This is a genomic window from Pseudomonas sp. HR1 (assembly GCF_030175875.1).
GTDB lineage: Bacteria > Pseudomonadota > Gammaproteobacteria > Pseudomonadales > Pseudomonadaceae > Chryseomonas > Chryseomonas oryzihabitans.
On record NZ_JASNRF010000001.1, the window covers coordinates 1,394,311 to 1,412,439 of the forward strand.

Here is an 18,129-nt window from a genome sequence, read left to right on the forward strand (position 1 = left end):
TACCCCTGCTTCGTGATGGCACGGGTTCTTATTGGTCTAGCGCTTGCACTAGGCTTTGCAGGTGTTGGGGAAACGATCTTCCCCGGCAGTTTTCCTGCTGTACCGAGGTGGGATGCACGGATCGAATCGCGCACCTCGGCCTATCTGGTTCCTTTGCATGACAATCCTTAGCTCCATCTCCCGCCGCCTGCCGCGTCAGGCGCTGCTCTTGCCTGCCCTGTTCGCCACCGCTTCGCTTGCCACCTCCGCCCAGGCCGTTGACCTGGTCGGTCTCAACTTCTCCGGCGCCACCTTCGCCGCCCAGATCCTGCCCGGTGTCAACGACCGCAACTTCATCTTCCCGGCCGAGAGCCATTTCCAGCAGTGGAGCGCCAAGGGCGTGAAGCTGGTGCGCTTTCCCATTCTCTGGGAGCGCCTGCAACCGTCCATGGGGGTCAATCTCGACCCCACCTATGCCGGCCTGATCGATCGCACCCTGGGCTACGCTCAGAAGTATGGCGTCAAGGTCATCCTCGATCTGCACAACTACGCCCGCTACCAGGGCAAGGTCATCGGCGCGGGCGAAGTCCCCTACGAGGCCTTCCAGAATCTCATGACCCGCGTCGCCCAGCGCTGGGGCACCCATGCGGCGCTCTATGGCTACGACATCATGAACGAGCCCCACGACGCCGTGAGCAACTGGCCGACCGCTGCCCAGTACGGCATCGACGGCGTGCGCGTGGTCGATTCGACCCACCCGATCTTCATCGAAGGCAACGGCTGGGCCGACACCACCCGCTGGCCGCAGTGGAACGATGCGCTGCTCAAGCTCAAGGATCCGGCCAACAATCTGATCTTCATGGCCCAGGCCTTCTTCGACACCAGCCTGAACGTGGCGACCCTCTCGCCGAGCTATGGCGTCGAGCGCCTCAAGCCCTTCGTCTCCTGGCTCAAGACCAACAACAAGCGCGGCTTCATCGGCGGCTTCGGCGTACCTGACACCGATGCGCGCTGGTTGCCCATCCTCGACGGCATGCTGGCCTATCTGAAGCAGAACTGCATTCCGGCAACCTACTGGGCCGCCGGCCCGGGCTGGGGCACCTACAACCAGGCGGTCGAGCCGATCAATGGCAAGGAGCGTCCGCAGTGGGCGGTGCTGGCCAAGTACCTGGACAAGGACAGCTGCGCCGGCATCGGCCCGCAGGTGACTCCGACCGCTACCACGCCGCCCAAGACCGAGACCGCTACCAGCGGCGCGACCGCGGGCACCACCGGCGGGACCGGGGCCTCGGGCACGACCGCGGGCACCACCGGCGGGACCGGGGCCTCGGGCACGACCGGAGCCACCACCGGCACCACCACCGGCGCCGCGCCGGCCACGGGTAGCGGCACCACCGGCACCACCACGGGCGGTGCCACGACAGGCGCTACCACCGGTGCGGCCACCGGTACCGCCGCCAACGCCGCGACCTCGTCCAAGCTGACCACTGTCGAGCAGCTCTACCTGGCCTACTACGGTCGAGCGGCCGATGCCGGTGGCCTCAACTACTGGGCCTCGCGCCTGGCCAGCGACATGAGCGTCGAGCAACTGGCAGCCACCTTCGCCGCCAATGGCGAGTCGACCGCCCTCTATGGCGCGCTGAGCGGCGCCGCTCTGGTCAACCAGGTCTACCAGAACCTCTATGGCCGTAGCGCCGACAGCAGCGGCAGCGCCTTCTGGACCAGCCGCCTGGCCAATGGTGTCACCTCCCGCGCCAACCTGCCGTTGGAAGTCCTGCGCGCCGCCGCTGGCGACGACAAGACCGCCTTCGACAAGAAGGTAAGCACCGCGCTGGCCCAGGGCACTGCCACCACGACCACGCCGACCCCCGCGGCCAGCGTGCAACCGGTGCAGAACGTGGTCCAGCCGGTTACCGGTGGGGCTGTTGCCTCGGCTCCGCTGAGCGGCTACAAGAACATCCCGCTGGGGGTGGTCGGCCACGACAACAGCGCGGCCTATCCGCCGGCCGAGATGGAAGCCCGCTTGCAGGTCCTGGCTGCGCGCAACCTGCGCACCTATCGCTCCGGCGAGTATCTGGTGATGAACCTGCCCGAGCTGGACCGCCTGGTGTCCCTGGCCCGCAAGTACAACATCACCCTGCGACCGGTCATCACCCACAAGCTTACCCAGGCGCAGGCCTATGCCCTGGCCAAGCGCTACGCCAACGACATCAAGATCTGGGAAGTCGGCAACGAGCAGGACTATTCCAAGGCGGGAGCGCAGGATCGCATCAACACCCTGGTCGGCATCTACCGTGGCATCAAGCAGGCCTCGGACGAGCTGGGCGCCAACCTCAAGACCACCATCAACGTGATGGCGTGCAACTCGGATGACCGCACCGCCACCGCCCGTTGCCCGGGTGATCGCAATGGGGCCATGTGGTTCCTCGACCAGGCCAGGGCGTCGGGCTTCAACTTCGACTACATCAGCTTCCACTACTACCCGTACTTCGATGACAAGGGCTACTGGATGGACATGTACCTGGGGCAGATGCGCGCCATGGCCACCAAGTACAAGACCAAGGTGTTCTTCAACGAGATGAACTGCGGCAACGTCTACCAGGGCAACACCGACGGCGGCCGTGACGGCGACCGGGCCTGCTACGACAGCGTCAAGCAGATGCTCACGGTGCTCAACACCAGCTACAAGGACGTGGTGGCCGAGATCAACGTCTACGAACTGCTCGACGAGCCGAGCCTCTCGGTGATCCACGAGCGCCACTTCGGGATGATGTATGACCTCAAGCGTCCCAAGCCGATCTTCGACATGGTGACCAGCTTCGCCAAGTAAGACCCCGGCGCGGCCAGACCACCGCCCCCGCTACCTGACCGGTAGCGGGGGCGGGGTCGTTTTGGGGGTTAGAAATGGGGGGAGGATGTCAGTCCGGCGTGGGGCGGGCCCTCACCCTAACCCTCTCCCAGGGGGGAGAGGGGATTGCTCGGCGTGGGGCGAGTCACCGGAGTAACTTCGGACGCCCCCTCTCCCTCCGGGAGAGGGCCGGGGTGAGGGTGTCAGTTCAGAGTGAAGCGGGCCCTCTCCCAAGGGGAGAGGGGATTGCTCGGTGTGGGGCGAGTCACCGGAGTAACTTCGGACGCCCCTCTCCCTCCGGGAGAGGGCTGGGGTGAGGGTGTCAGTCAGGCATGGGGCGGGCCCTCACCCTAACCCTCTCCCAGGGGGAGAGGGGACTGATCGGCGTGGGGCGAAGCCTGGGATGACTTCGAACGCCCCCTCTCCCTTCGGGAGAGGGCTGGGGTGAGGGTGTCAGTCTGGCGTGGGGCGGACCCTCACCCTAACCCTCTCCCAGGGGGAGAGGGGACTGATCGGCGTGGGGCGAAACCTGGGGTGACTTCGGATATCCCCTCTCCCTCCGGGAGAGGGCTGGGGTGAGGGAGCCACCCACTGGAGACCTTCCCCCTCAACCCCGCTTGAGCATCGCCCGCATCGCCGCCAGGGCATCGTTGCCGCGGGCGGCCTTCTGTTCCTGGGGCGCTTCTTCCAGACCTTCCCACTGCAGGTCCTCGGGCGGCAACTCATCCAGGAAGCGACTGGGGGTGCAGTCGATCAGCTCGCCGTACTGCTTGCGCCGGGTGGCATAGGTGAAGGCCAGGGTCTGGCGCGCGCGGGTGATGCCCACGTAGGCCAGGCGGCGCTCCTCCTCGATGGTGTCGGCCTCGATGCTGGAGCGGTGCGGCAGGATTTCCTCCTCCATGCCCATGATGAACACATAGGGGAATTCCAGGCCCTTGGAGGCGTGCAGGGTCATCATCTGCACCCCGTCGGCGCCTTCCTCTTCTTCCTGCTGGCGTTCGAGCATGTCGCGCAGGACCAGCTTGGCGATGGCGTCCTCGATGGTCATCTGGCCGTCTTCATCCTTTTCCAGGATGTTCTTCAAGGCATCCAGGAGGAACCAGACGTTGCCCATGCGGAAGTCGGCGACCTTATCGGAGCTGGCGTTCTGGCGAATCCAGTTCTCGTAATCGATGTCCATCACCATGCTGCGCAGGGCGCCGATCGGGTCCTCGCCCGCGCAATTCTTGCGTACCCCGTCCATCCAGCGCTTGAAGCGCCCCAGGCGTTCGGTGAAGCGGGCATCCAGGTGTTCGCCCAAGCCGATCTCGTCGGCGGCGGCGTACATCGAGCGATCCCGGCTGCCGGCGTAGTTACCGAGCTTTTCCAGGGTGGTGGAGCCGATTTCCCGGCGCGGCACGTTGATGACCCTCAGGAAGGCGTTGTCGTCGTCCGGATTCACCAGCAGGCGCAGGTAGGACATCACGTCCTTGACCTCCTGGCGGGCGAAGAAGCTGGTGCCGCCGGAGAGTCGGTAGGGGATCTGGTGGTGCTGGAGCTTGAGCTCCATCAGCTTGGCCTGGTGGTTGCCGCGATAGAGGATGGCGAAGTCCGCGTAGGGGCGCTGGGTCTTGAGGTGCAGGGTGAGGATCTCCAGGGCGATGCGCTCGGCCTCGCCGTCCTCGTTCTTGCAGCGCAGCACCCGGATCGGATCGCCGTGGCCCATCTCGCTCCAGAGTTGCTTCTCGAACACGTGGGGGTTGTTGGCGATGAGCACGTTGGCGCACTTGAGAATGCGACTGGTGGAGCGGTAGTTCTGCTCCAGCATCACCACCTTGAGCGAGGGGAAGTCATCCTTGAGCTGCATCAGATTTTCCGGTCGCGCGCCGCGCCAGGCGTAGATCGACTGGTCGTCATCGCCCACCACGGTGAACTGGGCGCGCTCCTGCACCAGCATCTTCACCAGCAGGTACTGGCTGGTGTTGGTGTCCTGGTATTCGTCCACCAGCATGTAGCGGATGCGGTTGCGCCAGCGTTCCAGCACCTCGGGGTGTTCCTGGAACAGCTTGACCGGCATCAGGATGAGGTCGTCGAAATCCACCGCGTTGTAGGCCTTGAGGGTGCGCTGGTAGTGCAGATAGACCACCGCGGCGGTCTGCTCCTTGGGGGTGCGCGCCTTTTCCAGGGCCTCGTCCGGCAGGATGAGGTCGTTCTTCCAGTTGCCGATGTAGTTCTTGATCTCGTCCAGGCCGTCGTCGCCCTGGTATTCCTTCTGCATGATGTCGGTGAGCAGTGCCTTGATGTCGCCCTCGTCGAAGATCGAGAAGCCGGGCTTGTAGCCCAGGTGCGCGTACTCGCGGCGGATGATGTTCAGCCCGAGGTTGTGGAAGGTGGACACGGTCAGGCCGCGGCCTTCGCCGGCCTTGAGCAGGCTGGCCACCCGCGCCTTCATCTCGCGCGCCGCCTTGTTGGTAAAGGTCACGGCGCAGATGTACTGGGCACGGATGCCGCACTGCTGGACCAGGTAGGCGATCTTGCGGGTGATGACGCTGGTCTTGCCGGAGCCGGCACCGGCCAGCACCAGCAGGGGACCGCTGATATAGGCCACGGCTTCGGCCTGGCGGGGGTTGAGCTTGGACATGGCGGACCGGGGTGATGACGCTGGGCAAGAATTCTACCAGCGCCGGTCCCCGCGGTCAGAGCCTGATTCAAAGTCTGCTGCGCGTCGGCCAACCTGCGTTGAAAAGGCCTTCGGAATGCTCATTTACACTATGTAAACTCCGCTTCCTCAGGCCTTTTCGCCTCGTTTGGCTCTAGCTCGCGAGACTTTGAACAGGCCCTTAGGGCTTGGGCGGTGGCGCGACGAAGGTCAGCTGGCGCGGATAGCCGTACTTCTCGCCGGGCAGCACCGGGCTGTCTAGAAACACGCCCATGCTGCGACCGAATTCGCTGACATGGGTGACGGCATAGTCCTGACCGTCGGCCAGGCGGACGATGGCGCCCGGCTTGAATTCCTCGCGATTGCGCTCGGTGACCGGGATGGAGATGCCGGCGGCCTTGCGGTAGATGCCCTTGAGCCAGTCCTGGTTGGTGAAATCGTTGATCGGGGTGTTGAAGCGACCCGGCAGGCGCTGCAGATGGCGTCCGGTGCCGGGGGCGTCATCCACCGCCAGGCGTCTGGGATAGCCCACGGTCTCGGCGTCCAGCGGCTTGCCCTCGACGAACACCGCCAGGTTGTCGCCGACCCGCTGGACTTCGGTGATGGCGCGCCATTCGCCGTCGCCCAGCTGGACCTGGCGGCCGCTGATGAAGCCTTCGACGTTCGCCGGGGTAGCCGGAATGGTCAGACCGGGCACCCGGCGCAGGACGCCGCGATCCCAGTCTTCGTTGCTGAAGTCGTTGATGGAACTGGAGAGCAGCGGCTGGGTGAGCGGAGCGCTGTGCGCCGGCTTGGCGACCTGGGCATGGGCCAGCGGCAGACCCAGGCAGCAGGCGCAGAGCAGCAGGAGGGAGCGGGCCAGGCAGGTGGGCATAGGGGTCATCCTTAACGCAGGTTTCTTGTTGGTCCCGGGCCGGGAGTGGGCGATAGACCCCTGATGTCTCCCGACGTTTGGCGAGCGCGTCGCAAAGCGGCAATTTTTTACCCGCGCGGCGCCGAACGGCAAGGGCTGCGTTACCCTGGGGCTTTTCCCGCGGGAGTCCATCCATGAATTCGACCCTTGCCGCCGTCCCCCTGGCCAAGGCCTATCGGCTGCTGAACCACGGTCCCACGGTGCTGGTCAGCGCCGCCCATGCAGGCCGGCGCAATGTCATGGCCGCGGCCTGGGCGATGGCGGTGGATTTCGAACCGGGCAAGGTGGCGGTGGTGCTGGACAAGCAGACCTGGACCCGCGAACTGCTGGAGGCCGAGGGCAGCTTCGTGCTCAGCGTGCCCTGCGCCGCCCAGGTGGATCTGGTGCAGACGGTGGGCAACACCAGCGGCCGCGAGCTGGACAAGTTCGCCGCCTACGGCATCGAGACGCTGGCCGGTGAAGCGGTCAGCGCGCCGCTGATTGCCGGTTGCGTAGCCTGGCTGGAATGCCGGCTGCTGCCCGAGGCGCACAACCAGCAGGACTACGATCTGTTCCTCGGTGAGGTGGTCGCCGCCCGGGCCGATACCCGGGTGTTTCGCGAGGGACGCTGGGATTTTCGCGGCCAGGACGGCCTGCGCACCCTGCACCACGTCGCCGGCGGCCATTTCCTGGTGATCGGCGACGGCATCCAGGGCCAGTTGCTGACGCCCAAGGCCTGAATCCGACGACGCCAGCGCCTGGCGTCGTCGCGAGCAGGGTCAGACGCGGAAGCGCGCGACCATCTGCTGCAGATCGCCGCCCAGGCGGGCCAGCTCGTTGACCGAGGCGGCGGCATGGGCGTTGGCAGTGGCCGATTCCTCGGCCAGGCCGCTGACCTTGACCACGTTGCCGTTGATTTCCTCGGCCACCAGGCTCTGCTCTTCCACCGCAGTGGCGATCTGCTGATTGAGACTCTGGATCTCCGCCACCGCCTGGTAGATGACCTCCAGGGCGCGCTCGGCGTCCTGGGCCAGGGTCACGGTGCCCAGGGTGCGGTCGCGACTGGCCTGCATCCGCGCACTGGCTTCGGTGGTGCCCTGCTGCAGGGTGGCGATGAGTTCGCCGATTTCCTGGGTGGACTCCTGGGTCCGTTGCGCCAGGGAGCGGACCTCGTCGGCCACCACGGCGAAGCCGCGGCCCTGTTCGCCGGCGCGGGCGGCTTCGATGGCGGCGTTGAGCGCCAGCAGGTTGGTCTGCTCGGCGATCGCCTTGATCACGTCGATGACGCTGCCGATGCGACCGCTGGCACTGTCCAGGCGCTCCATGGCATCGCCCAGGCCCTGCACCTCTTCGGCGGCCAGGGTGATTTCCTCGGCCGCGCGCTTGACCGTGCGGCTGCCTTCGCGGGCCATGCTGTCGGCGTTCTGCGCGGCGCTGGAGGCGTTGGCGGTGTTTTGCGCCACGTTGTGCACCGTGGCCGCCATCTCGTTCATGGCGGTGGCCACCTGCTGCATCTCGTCGCGCTGCTGGGTGACGCCGCGGCTGGTCTGGACGCCAAAGGCCGAGAGTTCGTCGGCCGCGCTGCTGAGTTGCCCCACGCCATTGGCGATGCCCCCGACCAACTGACGCAGGTCATCGGCCATGGCCTGGGTGGTGCGTTGCAGTTCGCCCAGCTCGTCGCGGCGGCTCACCTCGTTGCGCTGGGTGAGATCGCCGGCGGCGACGCGCTTGAGCATGGCCATGGCGGTCGCCAGCGGCTGGGTGATCTGGCGGGTGATCAGCCAGGCGGCGGCGATGCCGATCAGCAGGGCGATCAGGCTGCTCAGCAGCAGCTTGAGCAGGGCGGCTTCACGCTCGGCGGCGGCGGACTTGAGCTGGCCTTCACCCAACTGATCCAGCAATTGCACCAGCTTGTTGCCCTGCTCCTGCAGACTGGCGACGGCGGCCTGGGCCTGACGATTCTGGGCGACGATGGATTCGAAGAAGGCGCGATAGCGGGTCACGTCCTGGGTGGCGCTGTAGAGGCGGGCGGCGGTGTCGCCGTCGATCTGCTTCTGAGCAGTGGCCAGCGTCTTGAGCAGCTCGTCGATGACCTTGAGGGTCGCCTGGGACTTGCTATCATCCGGGGTACCGAGGAAGCGACGGATGGCCAGACGCACACCGACCATCTGCGCCTTCATCTCGGCCAAGGCCTTGAGATCGGCGGTGCTGTAGCTGCCACCCGGGGCAAAGACCAGCTCGAACAGCTGATCGAGGGTCTCGGTAACGGTGTCGGAAACCTGGGTCAGTTCCTTCTGCGCCCCGGCGCTGGCCTGGTTGGCCTGCTGCAGGGCGGCGAAGCGCTCCTGATAGGTTTTCATCTCCCGCTGGATATCCTGCAGGATGGCGACGTTGGCCGGGTTGGTCAGCAGGTTGAGGCCCTTGCCGATGTCTTCCGTCACGCTAGCCAGGGTGGCCTGTTGCCGGGTGGCATTGGCGGCGCTGGGATCGAGCAGATAGGCCTTTTCGTCGATCCTGACGCTGAGGACATCCGCCTTGAGCTGACCGCTGTAGCGCGTCTTGTTGATGCGCTCGAGCAGGGTATTGGCGGTGAAATAGCCGAACAGGGCCACCACCGTCACCATGACCAGCAGGGCGCCGAAGCCCAGGGCCAGCTTCTTGGAAATGCCGAGATTGCTCAGCCAGGAGGCTTTGGATACAGACATGGGGATTCCGGAAGAGAGTACGAAGACCCCCTTCATCGGCTGTCCCGATCGATACTTGAAAGCCGCACGTCAGAGCCGCCTGGTTGGCGGCTCCGGAACCGACGGCCGGTTCGCTGCGGGGCCCGAACCGGCCGGATTCAGGCGGTTTCGCGCGTGTTCATCGGCACGGGTAACTCCAGCTCCAGCACCGAGATCAGCGCATTCTGCTGACGCTCGTTGAGCTGGCGAAAGCGCTGTAGCAGCAGTTGCTCGCTGGCATTGAGCAACTCGTCGTCCGCGTCGACCTGCTGCTGCTCCAGGACCCCGTCCTGCACCAGGCTGCGTTCCAGCCAGGCGACGATCTCGGTGTTCATGCTGTGGCGATGGGAGCGGGCCACGGCGGCGATGCGTTCACGCATTCCATCGGGCAGGCGGACGACGAACTTTTCCGTGGGAATACCAGCGGGAGCGCGGTGGACGTAGGGCATGGAGGACCTCCAAGACGAATGGACTGACGTCAAAGCGCCGACAACAGCAGTCGACCGGCGAAGAAAACTAGCACCAGGCCCATGGTTCGTTCGAACCAGTGGCCCAGGCGCAGGAAGGTCTGGCGAACGCGCGGACTGGAGAACAGCAGGCTGACCAGGGCGAACCAGCCGGCGTTGACCGCGCACATCCACAGGCCATAGAGGCCCTGGACGGTCAGTGGCGTACTGCCGCTGACCACGGTGGTGAAGATGGCCAGGAAGAACAGGGTGGCCTTGGGATTGGTGGCGTTGGTCAGGAAGCCGGTGAGGAAGGCCTTGCCGGGCGACTGCCGTTGCAGATCGGCCTGCTGCCACTGGCTGTCGTCCAGCGGCGCGGCGGTGGGCTTGCTGCGGATCAGGTTGAAGCCCAGCCAGAGGATGTAGGCACCGCCGACCACCTTGGCGACGCCCAGCAGCCAGGGCGTGGCGTGCATCAGGGCGCCGATGCCGAGCAGGGTGTAGAGCACGTGCACCGAGATGCCGGCGCCGATGCCCAGGGCGGTACAGAGACCGATCAGGCGGCCGAATCTCACGCTCTGGCGCACGGTCACGGCGAAATCCGGACCGGGCGCCAGCACGGCGAGGAAGTGGATGGTCGCCAGGGCGAGGAATTCGCTCAGGTAGGGGGACATGTCAGCTCCAGTACGTGAGGGGTTCGGCCACCCCGCGATAGCCGACGAAGCACGACAGCGACAGGCGCGGCTGGTCGTTGCCGGGGGTCACGGCGTGCATGCGGCGGGAATTGAAGAGGATCAGATCGCCCGGTTCGGGGCGGATGGTCAGGCAGGGCGGGCCGAGGCGGTCGGGTTCGATGCCGTAGCTGTCGCCGCGCATGGCGTCGAAGGCCTCCGGCGACAGCTCGCGCGACCAGAGCTGCAGTTCGCCGCCGACACTGGGCATGGTCAGGTAGACGTTGCAGGCCAGCTGGGCGACCAGACTTTCGGCTTCCTCGCTGCCCGGCGCGTCCTTGGCGAAGATGTCGTGGTGGGCGAGAAAGCGCACCCCCGGCTTCACCACCCGCGACAGGCCGACGTACATCTTGCGGCCCCAGAGGGTCTGCAGGCGGGCCCCGGCCGGCCAGACCTCGTCGAGGGTGCAGCGCACCAGGTCGATGGGATTGAGGTAGGGACGGCAGCGGCGGCGCAATTCTTCCAGGTTGCTGGTGACGCTGGCGAAATAGTCGTCCATCTGCGCGCGCTGGTGCTCCGCCTCGTAGAAGGCCATGCCGATGCGGCCGATGCTGGGGGCGTTGGTGTAGGTGGCGAAGCCGTTGCCGAGGATCTGCTGGCCGAGGTCGTCGGCCAGCGGACGCGGCACGAAGTGGCGCACCCGCACGGCCAGCAGGCGTTCATCGGTGAGACGGAGCAGACTCTCGGTGTCGAGAGCGTCGAGTTCGAGCAGCATGGCGCTTCCTTTCTGCGGGTGAGGTGAGCGGTTGATCAGGCGCCAGCCATGTCGTAGCTCACCAGCAGGCGTCCCTTCTTTTCCTTGACGCCCAGGGCGCTCAGGGCGCCGACCGCGCGCAGGGAGCGCACGTGGGTTCCGCCGCAGGCATAGCGCGCCACGTCCTCGCCAAAGCGCACCTGGCGCTGGCCATCGGCCTGCACCTCGATCTGCAGCGGCAGGTCTTCTTCCACCAGGGCGTCGAAGTGCGCCTGCAGGGCTTCGCTGTCCAGGGGCTGCGACGCCTCGCCCGGAATGAATTCGATGCGGCCTTCGCCCGGCCAGTGATGGGCCTTGACCGGCTTCCAGCCATGGGTCTCGCCGATGTGACCGAGCAGGTGCCCGGCCGAATGCAGCCGCGAATGCAGCTGGCGCCGGCCTTCGTCGACCCGGGCCAGCACACGGCCGGGCGGCAGGGGGCGGGTGGTGTGGTGCAGGATACGGTCGCCGTCCTGGACCACCCGGGTCACCTCGGCGGTGCCGATCCAGCCGGTGTCGCTGGGCTGGCCGCCGCCCTGGGGATGGAAGGGCGTGGCCAGCAATTCGACGACATAACCGTCCTCGGCGGCGCTACAGGCGTGGACCTCGACCTCGGCGATCAGGCTGTCGCTCAGGAAATACAGGCGCTCGGTCATACGTCTACTACCTAGAAAACGAGAAACATCCTCATTCTAAAGAGCGCACGCAAGGGTGATAATCCACCCTCCCTCCAAAGGAATTTTGCGCTGTGAGCATAAATCTTCCCCTGCCGCTGCTCAGCGAGATGGCCATCTTCGTGCGGGTGGTGGAGAGCGGCAGCTTCTCTGCGGCGGCCCGTCAGCTGGGTCTGACCCCATCCTCCACCAGTCGCAGCGTGGCGCGCCTGGAGAAGGCTTTGGGCACTCGGCTGCTCAATCGCAGCACGCGCAAGCTGCGCCTGTCGGAGGCGGGGGAGGAGGTCTATCGGCGCTGCAGCGACATGGTCGGCGCCGCGCGGGCGGTGCTGGAGGTCAGTGGCCAGTTCAACCAGGCGCCGGCTGGCATCGTCCGGCTGTCGGTGCCCAAGGCGGTGGGGAGCACGGTGATCCATCCGCACATGGCCGACTTCCTGCGTCGCTATCCGGCGGTGGACGTGCAGTTGCTGCTGGAAGACCGCTATGTCGATCTGATCGACGAGAACGTCGACCTGGCCATCCGCATCACCGACCGGCCGCCGCCCGGGCTGGTGGGTCGTCAGCTGCTGACCATCGAGCACCTGCTCTGCGCCACGCCGCAGTACCTGGCCGAGCACGGTCAGCCCGCCCATCCCCGCGATCTGGCCGGGCACAGCTGCATCTACCTGGCGGAGGAACCGGCCGATTCACGCTGGAAGTTTCGCCAGGGCGCCAAGGTGGTCCACGTCAATGTGCGCGGTCGCTATGCCGCCAATCACACCGGGGTGCGCCTGGACGCGGTGCTTAACCACATCGGCATCGGCAGTCTGCCCCTGTTCACCGCCCAGGCGGCCCTGGCCCGTGGCGAGATCATCCAGGTGCTGCCGGAGTGGTCCTTTCTGCCGCACTACCACGGCGGCGCCTGGCTGCTCTATCCGGCGACGCGCCACCTGCCGCCCAAGCTCAAGGTGTTCATCGACTTCCTGGTCGAGCGCCTGGGCGATCAGGCCCTGCGCCCGGGGCAGGGCGCAGCGGCGCTGCCCGAGCAGCGCTTCCAGGAACTGACCATCGGCAGCTAGCCGCTGCCGGTCGCCAAGCGTGATGCTTTTCACAAGTCCTGTTACAACTGGCATCATTAGGTGAAACGATTCACCTAACGTTTCTCTGCCTGCCGCATCGCGCTTTTCCCTGGGCCATGCTCCCCCACGGCCCGCCCGCGCGGGTGGATCAGGTCGCCGCCGCGATCCTTGCCCTGGCAAAACAAGAAAGGATTTCCCCATGCTCGCTTCATCACCCTCGCTCGCCGCACCCGTGGCGGCCACCCCGCGCAAGGGGCTGGTCGTGCTCATCGCCGTGATCGCCGCCCTGGGCGGTCTGCTGTTCGGCTACGACACCGGCATCATCGGCGTCGCCCTGCTCGGCCTCGGCCGCGAATTCGCCATGGACGACACCGTCAAGCAACTGGTGACCGGCGCCATCATCTTTGGCGCCCTGTTCGGTTGCCTCGGCACCGGCCCGATCTCCGACCGCCTCGGCCGCCGCAAGACCATCATCGGCGTGGCCCTGGTGTTCGCCCTGGGCTCGGTGCTCTCGGCGCTGTCGCCCAACGTCACCTTGCTGATCCTGTCGCGCTTCCTGCTCGGCCTGTCGGCCGGCAGCTCCACCCAGATCATCCCGGTGTACATCGCCGAGGTGGCGCCGCCGGAGCACCGCGGCAAGCTGGTGGTGCTGTTTCAGTTCATGGTGGTGTTCGGCATCACCGTGGCCTATTTCACCGGCTTCGCTCTGGACGAACACTGGCGCTGGATGTTCGGCCTCGGCCTGGTGCCGGCGCTGATCCTGCTGGCGGGCATGGCGGTACTGCCGGAGAGTCCGCGCTGGCTGCTGGTCAAGGGTCGCGAGGGCGACGCCCTGGCGGTGCTGGAACGGGTCCGTGGCGGCAAGGCCGCGGCCCAGGCCGAACTGGCCGAGATCAAGACCGTGAGCAACGCGCCGGAAGGCAACTGGAGTGACCTCTTCTCGCCCTGGGTCCGTCCGGCCCTGCTGGTGGGCGCCGGCATCGCCATGTTCTCGCAGATCACCGGCAACAATGCCCTGATCTACTACGCACCCACCATCCTCACCCAGGCCGGCTTCTCCGACCAGACCGCGGTGCTGGCCACCGGCTGCAGCACCATCCTGGTGGTGATCATGACCGTGGTCGGCAGCTTCCTGGTGGATCGCATCGGTCGTCGCCGCTACCTGCTGACGCTGATTCCCGGCTCCATCATCGCGCTGGCGATCATGGGCTACCTGTTCCAGGGCGCCGGTCCCCAGACCGATGTCGAGCGCTGGACGGTGGTGGCCTGCCTGGCCGCCTACCTGATGCTCAACTGCGGCGGTTTTGGCGTCTGCATCTGGCTGATCAACGCCGAGGTCTATCCGCTGTTCGTGCGCGGCAAGGGCGCCAGCGTCGGCGCCTTCAGCCACTGGGGCTTCGACCTGCTGGTGACCCTCACCACCCTGAGTCTGGTGACCAAGCTGGGCGCCGCCCATACCTTCTGGCTCTATGCCGGGATTTCCCTGGTGGCGCTGTTGTTCATCTGGCGCCTGGTGCCGGAGACCAAGGGCAAGAGCCTGGAGCAGATCGAGCACGACCTGCGCGAGCGGCGCTTCTTCCCCTATCAGCGGAAAGGCTGAACGCCGGCTCCAGCGTCAGGTCGCAACAGGAGCGGAGGTAACCTCCGCTCCTGTTCGCCTGTGCCGGAGTCCTGCCATGCGCCCCCTCACCCTCGACCTCGATCTGCTGGCTGCCGCTCTGGACAGCCGGGAGCGAGGTACCCACTTCCTCGACCTTGCCAGCGGCGCCCTGCGCCTGCTCGATCCGGACGATCTCAGTCTGGAAGAACGCGAGGAACTGGAAGATCCCGAACGCTACCTGCCGCTGCCGCGCCTGACCCAGGACGATCGCCTGGAGCTGCGCGAAGCCTTTCTGCACCAGCTGCGCCATCCCCACGCCCAGCCCTTGCTGCGCGCGGCCCTGGAGAGTCGGCGACCGATTCGCACCTTCGACTACGAACTGGAGCTCTTCCCCTCGGTGCGCGAGGCCTGGCAGGCCTTCGCCCTGAGTCGCCTCAAGGAGGAGGTGCTGGTGCTGCTGGACGAAGCCGGCCTGGAAGCCCTGCCGGCGGACGGGCGGATGCCGCTGCCGGACGATGTCCCCGAGGGCATCCGGCGACGGCTGGAGAAGGGGCGGAGCTAGGGCCTAGTCGTGCCCGTGGCGATAGAGCTTGAGCTCCACCATCAGGTCGTCGGTGAGGGTTTCCAGGTGGGCCTGCAGCGCCTCGAGTTCGAGGTCCGCTGGGAGCGCCAGCAGGGCGGTGGCGTGGAACAGCACCTCGCTGCTCATGGGTGCCGGGCGGGTCTCGGTGGACAGGCGTTCGACGTTGACCCCGACCTGGTGCAGCGCCCGGGTGATGTCGCGGACGATGCCGACCCGGTCATTGCCCAGGAGATCCAACTGCACCAGAGGCGCACCCACCGGCGCCGGCTGGCCGGGTTCGCCGACCAGGATGCGCAGGCCGGGAATGGCCAGCTGCTGCAGCGTCTCCACCAGGCCATTGCGCAATTCCGGTTCCACTTCCACCGAAAGGATGCCGGCGAACTGGCCGGCCAGGTGGGCCATGCGGCTTTCCAGCCAGTTGCCGCCCTGGGCGGCCACGCAGTCGGCCAGGGCTTCCACCAGACCGGGGCGATCGGGGGCGATGACGGTCAGGACCAGGTGTTCCATGGCGGGCTCCAGGGCGGGCTGAGGGAGTCCCAGTCTAGCCCGCCCGATCGCCGCCGGCCTACTGGATGTCTTCAGGCTTGACGATCACCCAGTGCTTGTCCGCGTTCACCGCCACCCCGGCCTTGGCCTGACCCTCGGCGTTGCTCTTCATCATCGCCTCGATCTGGGTGCGGTACTTGGACTTGCGGTCGATCCACAGGTGGATGCCGTTCTTGGCGGCGTCCACGCCCTGGAACAGCATGGGGCCGTCGCTGACCGGGGTGTCGCCGCCGACCAGGATGGGCTTCTTCCAGGGATCTATGTAGGTGAGGATGGCCGCGTACTTGCCGGCGAACCAGGTGGCCGGGGTCCAGAGGTAGGGCGTGACCTGCAGCTTGAGGTTGGCCTGGGGATCGTACTTGCCTTCGGCGATCTGCTTGCGGGCGGTGGTCAGGGCGCCGGTGGCCGGGTCCTTGAGCAGGGTGGTGACGCCAATGACGTTTTCCGGTTTCACGCCGTAGCCGTAGCGCGGATCGGACGCCACCATGCGCACCAGCTCCTCATGGGCGGCACTGATCACATAGACCTCGATGCCGTTCTCCATCAGCTTGTGATAGAGCTCCTGCTGGCCGGTGAAGGGCTTGGGCGGATTGATCTCCACCGTCTCCACCTTGTCGTCCTTGCCGTAGTAGGTGGCGGGGATCGGCTTGCCGTAGGCCATCAGCTCGTCGACGTAGCCCTTGAGTTGCTGCAGGGTGAAGCCGGAAAACACCTGGGCGACCCAGGGGTAGCAGACCAGGTCGTCGACCTCGCACAGCCGGTAGTAGTAGCTGTTGAGACTTTCCTTGTGGCCACCGACATCCTTGAAGGGAATCAGCTTGAGCGAAGGATCCAGAGTGTCGCGGGTCAGCACGCCCTTCATCTCCAGGAAGGGCAGCAGGGCCTCTTCCAGGTCGTAGCGATAGCTGGTGTTGTCCATGTCGAACACCGCGTAGTTGCCCTGGTTGGCATTGGCGGCGATCAGGGCGTCGAGCTGGCGGGCGGCATCGGCCGGCCAGTGGGTCAGCTCGGTGGCGGCAGCGGTAAGGCTGAGCAGACCGCCGGCCAGGCCGGCGAGAAGGCGGGGAAGGGTGGACATCGGCGGACTCCGGCACGGCGACCGCGGGTTGCGGTCATCTGGTCTAGACCATAACAAAAGGTCATGACAGTTCGATGCGCGGAGCGACCTGGGTGGACGCGAGAGCGGCAGGACCTGCCGCTCTGCGACAGGGCTGTCAGGCCGTGACGGTCTTGAAGCGCGGCTCGGTGTTGCCCTTGAACAGGGTCAGGGTCGCGACCAGGCCGAGGACGGCCGCTACGGTCAGCCACATGCCCGGAGCGGCCTTGTTGCCGGTCTCCTGGATCAGCCAGGTGCAGACCATCGGGGTGAAGCCGCCAAAGGTCGCGGTGGCCAGGCTGTAGGCCAGGGAGAAGCCGGTGGTGCGCACATGGGCCGGCATCACCTCGGTCAGGGCTACCACCATGCCACCGTTATAGGTGCCATAGAGGAAGGACAGCCACAGCTCGACCATCAGCAGGCGCGAGAAGCCCGGGGCGTGGGTCAGCCAGATCATCGCCGGGTAGGCGGTGAGGATGGCCAGTACGGTGGCGAAGATCAGCAACGGACGGCGGCCGATGCGATCGCTCAGGGCGCCCATCACCGGCAGCCAGATGAAGTTGGAAACACCCACGCAGGCGGTGACGATCAGGCTGTCCAGCGCGGTCAGGTTCAGCTCGTGCTTGCCGAAGGTCGGGGTGTAGGCGGTGATCAGGTAGAAGGAGGCGGTGGTCATGGAGACCATGGCTACGCCCGCCAGCACCACGCCGAAGTTCTGGCGGATGGAGGTCATGGTTTCGCCGAAGGTCGGGCGATGCTTGCGCGCCTCGAATTCCGGGCTCTCTTCCAGGGAACGACGGATGATGAACAGGAAGGGCACGATCAGGCAGCCGATCAGGAAGGGGATGCGCCAGCCCCATTCACCCATTTCGGCGGGCGACAGCCAGTGGTTGAGCAGCGCGCCCAGCACACCGGCGAAGACCACCGCGACCTGCTGGCTGGCGGACTGCCAGGAAACGAAGAAGCCCTTGCGGCCGGGGGTGGCGATCTCCGACAGGTAGACGGACACGCCGCCCAGTTCGACACCGGCGGAGAAGCCCTGCAGCAGGCGGCCGAGCAGCACCAGCAGCGGTGCGGCGACGCCCAGGGTGGCATAGCCCGGCACCACGGCGATCAGCAGGGTGCCCAGGGCCATCAGCGCCAGGGTGACGATCAGGCCGTGGCGACGGCCGTGCTTGTCGATGTAGGCGCCGAGAAAGATCGCCCCCAGGGGGCGCATCAGGAAGCCGGCGCCGAAGGTGGCCAGCGACAGCATCAGGGAGGCGAGTTCGTTATCGCCGGGAAAGAACGTCTTGGCGATGGCCGTGGCATAGAAGCCATAGACCATGAAGTCGTACATTTCGAGGAAGTTTCCGCTGACGACGCGGAAGATGGATTTGGCTTTCGAGGTGGTGGCCATGACTGCTAGCTCGGATTGGGTTTGTTATGGTGACAGCTCGCGCAGGGCGCCCAGACCTCTCGCGGGTGGGTCGCGCTATTTGTAACCTTATGTGTTGCAAAAGCGCGCTGGCAAGCTGAATCGGACCAGAACCCCCGAATTTCATGGGTTTGAAAGGTTATTGAAAGCTTCGCGACATTACGT

Annotated in this window: 15 protein-coding genes and 1 pseudogene; 5 read left to right on the forward strand and 11 right to left on the reverse strand. The window is 66.1% G+C overall.

Going from position 1 to position 18,129, the window contains the following annotated elements; genetic code table 11:
• The first annotated feature begins 157 nt into the window (after positions 1-157).
• Complete coding sequence (locus QKY98_RS06480; protein WP_284670551.1) at positions 158-2,809, forward strand: cellulase family glycosylhydrolase; 2,652 nt, start codon at positions 158-160, stop codon at positions 2,807-2,809.
• A 625-nt stretch (positions 2,810-3,434) separates the two neighbouring features.
• On the opposite strand, the gene rep is transcribed toward QKY98_RS06480, so the two are convergent.
• Complete coding sequence (gene rep, locus QKY98_RS06485; RefSeq protein ID WP_027597433.1) at positions 3,435-5,447, reverse strand: DNA helicase Rep; 2,013 nt, start codon at positions 5,445-5,447, stop codon at positions 3,435-3,437.
• Between the two features lie 199 nt (positions 5,448-5,646).
• Positions 5,647-6,339 carry a hypothetical protein gene (locus QKY98_RS06490; RefSeq protein WP_284670552.1) on the reverse strand — a complete coding sequence of 231 codons (693 nt, stop codon included), beginning with the start codon at positions 6,337-6,339 and terminating at the stop codon, positions 5,647-5,649.
• A gap of 173 nt (positions 6,340-6,512) precedes the next feature.
• On the opposite strand from QKY98_RS06490, the gene QKY98_RS06495 reads away from it, so the two are divergent.
• Positions 6,513-7,097: a flavin reductase family protein gene (locus tag QKY98_RS06495; protein WP_042134596.1), complete on the forward strand. Its 585-nt coding sequence runs from the start codon at positions 6,513-6,515 to the stop codon at positions 7,095-7,097.
• 39 nt (positions 7,098-7,136) lie between these two features.
• Here the strand turns inward: QKY98_RS06495 and QKY98_RS23925 are convergent, their stop codons facing one another.
• The 6 genes and pseudogenes from QKY98_RS23925 to QKY98_RS06520 all read right to left on the reverse strand — a co-directional run bounded on the left by QKY98_RS23925 (position 7,137) and on the right by QKY98_RS06520 (position 11,646).
• Positions 7,137-7,850 carry a methyl-accepting chemotaxis protein gene (locus QKY98_RS23925; RefSeq protein ID WP_437127535.1) on the reverse strand — a complete coding sequence of 238 codons (714 nt, stop codon included), beginning with the start codon at positions 7,848-7,850 and terminating at the stop codon, positions 7,137-7,139.
• Positions 7,836-9,098, reverse strand: a pseudogene (locus tag QKY98_RS23930) (HAMP domain-containing methyl-accepting chemotaxis protein); the annotation flags it as partial. The gene QKY98_RS23925 and the pseudogene QKY98_RS23930, both read right to left, overlap by 15 nt.
• A gap of 101 nt (positions 9,099-9,199) precedes the next feature.
• Positions 9,200-9,529 carry an Arc family DNA-binding protein gene (locus QKY98_RS06505; protein ID WP_115946352.1) on the reverse strand — a complete coding sequence of 110 codons (330 nt, stop codon included), beginning with the start codon at positions 9,527-9,529 and terminating at the stop codon, positions 9,200-9,202.
• 29 nt (positions 9,530-9,558) lie between these two features.
• Positions 9,559-10,200, reverse strand: a complete 642-nt coding sequence (locus QKY98_RS06510) for a LysE family translocator (RefSeq protein WP_027597438.1) — start codon at positions 10,198-10,200, stop codon at positions 9,559-9,561.
• Between the two features lies 1 nt (position 10,201).
• Complete coding sequence (locus QKY98_RS06515) at positions 10,202-10,972, reverse strand: 2OG-Fe(II) oxygenase (RefSeq protein ID WP_150340475.1); 771 nt, start codon at positions 10,970-10,972, stop codon at positions 10,202-10,204.
• Positions 10,973-11,007: 35 nt separating this feature from the next.
• The gene (locus QKY98_RS06520) at positions 11,008-11,646 is read right to left on the reverse strand and encodes an alanyl-tRNA editing protein (RefSeq protein ID WP_144954396.1); all 639 of its coding nucleotides are present in this window, start codon (positions 11,644-11,646) and stop codon (positions 11,008-11,010) included.
• Between the two features lie 92 nt (positions 11,647-11,738).
• Between QKY98_RS06520 and QKY98_RS06525 the strand changes: the two genes are divergently transcribed.
• The 3 genes from QKY98_RS06525 to QKY98_RS06535 all read left to right on the forward strand — a co-directional run bounded on the left by QKY98_RS06525 (position 11,739) and on the right by QKY98_RS06535 (position 14,884).
• Entirely contained in the window at positions 11,739-12,722 is a 984-nt protein-coding gene (locus QKY98_RS06525; protein WP_007159848.1) for a LysR family transcriptional regulator, read from the forward strand.
• A gap of 199 nt (positions 12,723-12,921) precedes the next feature.
• Positions 12,922-14,322: a sugar porter family MFS transporter gene (locus QKY98_RS06530; RefSeq protein ID WP_037007504.1), complete on the forward strand. Its 1,401-nt coding sequence runs from the start codon at positions 12,922-12,924 to the stop codon at positions 14,320-14,322.
• Positions 14,323-14,398: 76 nt separating this feature from the next.
• Complete coding sequence (locus QKY98_RS06535) at positions 14,399-14,884, forward strand: UPF0158 family protein (protein WP_027597441.1); 486 nt, start codon at positions 14,399-14,401, stop codon at positions 14,882-14,884.
• Positions 14,885-14,887: 3 nt separating this feature from the next.
• Here the strand turns inward: QKY98_RS06535 and QKY98_RS06540 are convergent, their stop codons facing one another.
• The 3 genes from QKY98_RS06540 to QKY98_RS06550 all read right to left on the reverse strand — a co-directional run bounded on the left by QKY98_RS06540 (position 14,888) and on the right by QKY98_RS06550 (position 17,946).
• On the reverse strand, positions 14,888-15,412 hold the full coding sequence (locus tag QKY98_RS06540; protein ID WP_027597442.1) for a glycine cleavage system transcriptional repressor: 525 nt from the start codon (positions 15,410-15,412) through the stop codon (positions 14,888-14,890).
• A 58-nt stretch (positions 15,413-15,470) separates the two neighbouring features.
• Entirely contained in the window at positions 15,471-16,529 is a 1,059-nt protein-coding gene (locus QKY98_RS06545; protein ID WP_042134584.1) for an HAD family hydrolase, read from the reverse strand.
• Between the two features lie 136 nt (positions 16,530-16,665).
• Entirely contained in the window at positions 16,666-17,946 is a 1,281-nt protein-coding gene (locus QKY98_RS06550; protein ID WP_027597444.1) for an MFS transporter, read from the reverse strand.
• Positions 17,947-18,129: the final 183 nt, after the last annotated feature.

Excerpts from the sequence above, each read along its gene's own strand:
- QKY98_RS06480 (WP_284670551.1), top strand. The coding sequence starts at position 158 with ATGACAATCCTTAGCTCCATCTCCCGCCGCCTGCCGCGTCAGGCGCTG.
- rep (WP_027597433.1), bottom strand. The coding sequence starts at position 5,447 with ATGTCCAAGCTCAACCCCCGCCAGGCCGAAGCCGTGGCCTATATCAGC.
- QKY98_RS06490 (WP_284670552.1), bottom strand. The coding sequence starts at position 6,339 with ATGCCCACCTGCCTGGCCCGCTCCCTCCTGCTGCTCTGCGCCTGCTGC.
- QKY98_RS06495 (WP_042134596.1), top strand. The coding sequence starts at position 6,513 with ATGAATTCGACCCTTGCCGCCGTCCCCCTGGCCAAGGCCTATCGGCTG.
- QKY98_RS23925 (WP_437127535.1), bottom strand. The coding sequence starts at position 7,850 with ATGAACGAGATGGCGGCCACGGTGCACAACGTGGCGCAAAACACCGCC.
- QKY98_RS06505 (WP_115946352.1), bottom strand. The coding sequence starts at position 9,529 with ATGCCCTACGTCCACCGCGCTCCCGCTGGTATTCCCACGGAAAAGTTC.
- QKY98_RS06510 (WP_027597438.1), bottom strand. The coding sequence starts at position 10,200 with ATGTCCCCCTACCTGAGCGAATTCCTCGCCCTGGCGACCATCCACTTC.
- QKY98_RS06515 (WP_150340475.1), bottom strand. The coding sequence starts at position 10,972 with ATGCTGCTCGAACTCGACGCTCTCGACACCGAGAGTCTGCTCCGTCTC.
- QKY98_RS06520 (WP_144954396.1), bottom strand. The coding sequence starts at position 11,646 with ATGACCGAGCGCCTGTATTTCCTGAGCGACAGCCTGATCGCCGAGGTC.
- QKY98_RS06530 (WP_037007504.1), top strand. The coding sequence starts at position 12,922 with ATGCTCGCTTCATCACCCTCGCTCGCCGCACCCGTGGCGGCCACCCCG.
- QKY98_RS06535 (WP_027597441.1), top strand. The coding sequence starts at position 14,399 with ATGCGCCCCCTCACCCTCGACCTCGATCTGCTGGCTGCCGCTCTGGAC.
- QKY98_RS06540 (WP_027597442.1), bottom strand. The coding sequence starts at position 15,412 with ATGGAACACCTGGTCCTGACCGTCATCGCCCCCGATCGCCCCGGTCTG.
- QKY98_RS06545 (WP_042134584.1), bottom strand. The coding sequence starts at position 16,529 with ATGTCCACCCTTCCCCGCCTTCTCGCCGGCCTGGCCGGCGGTCTGCTC.
- QKY98_RS06550 (WP_027597444.1), bottom strand. The coding sequence starts at position 17,946 with ATGGCCACCACCTCGAAAGCCAAATCCATCTTCCGCGTCGTCAGCGGA.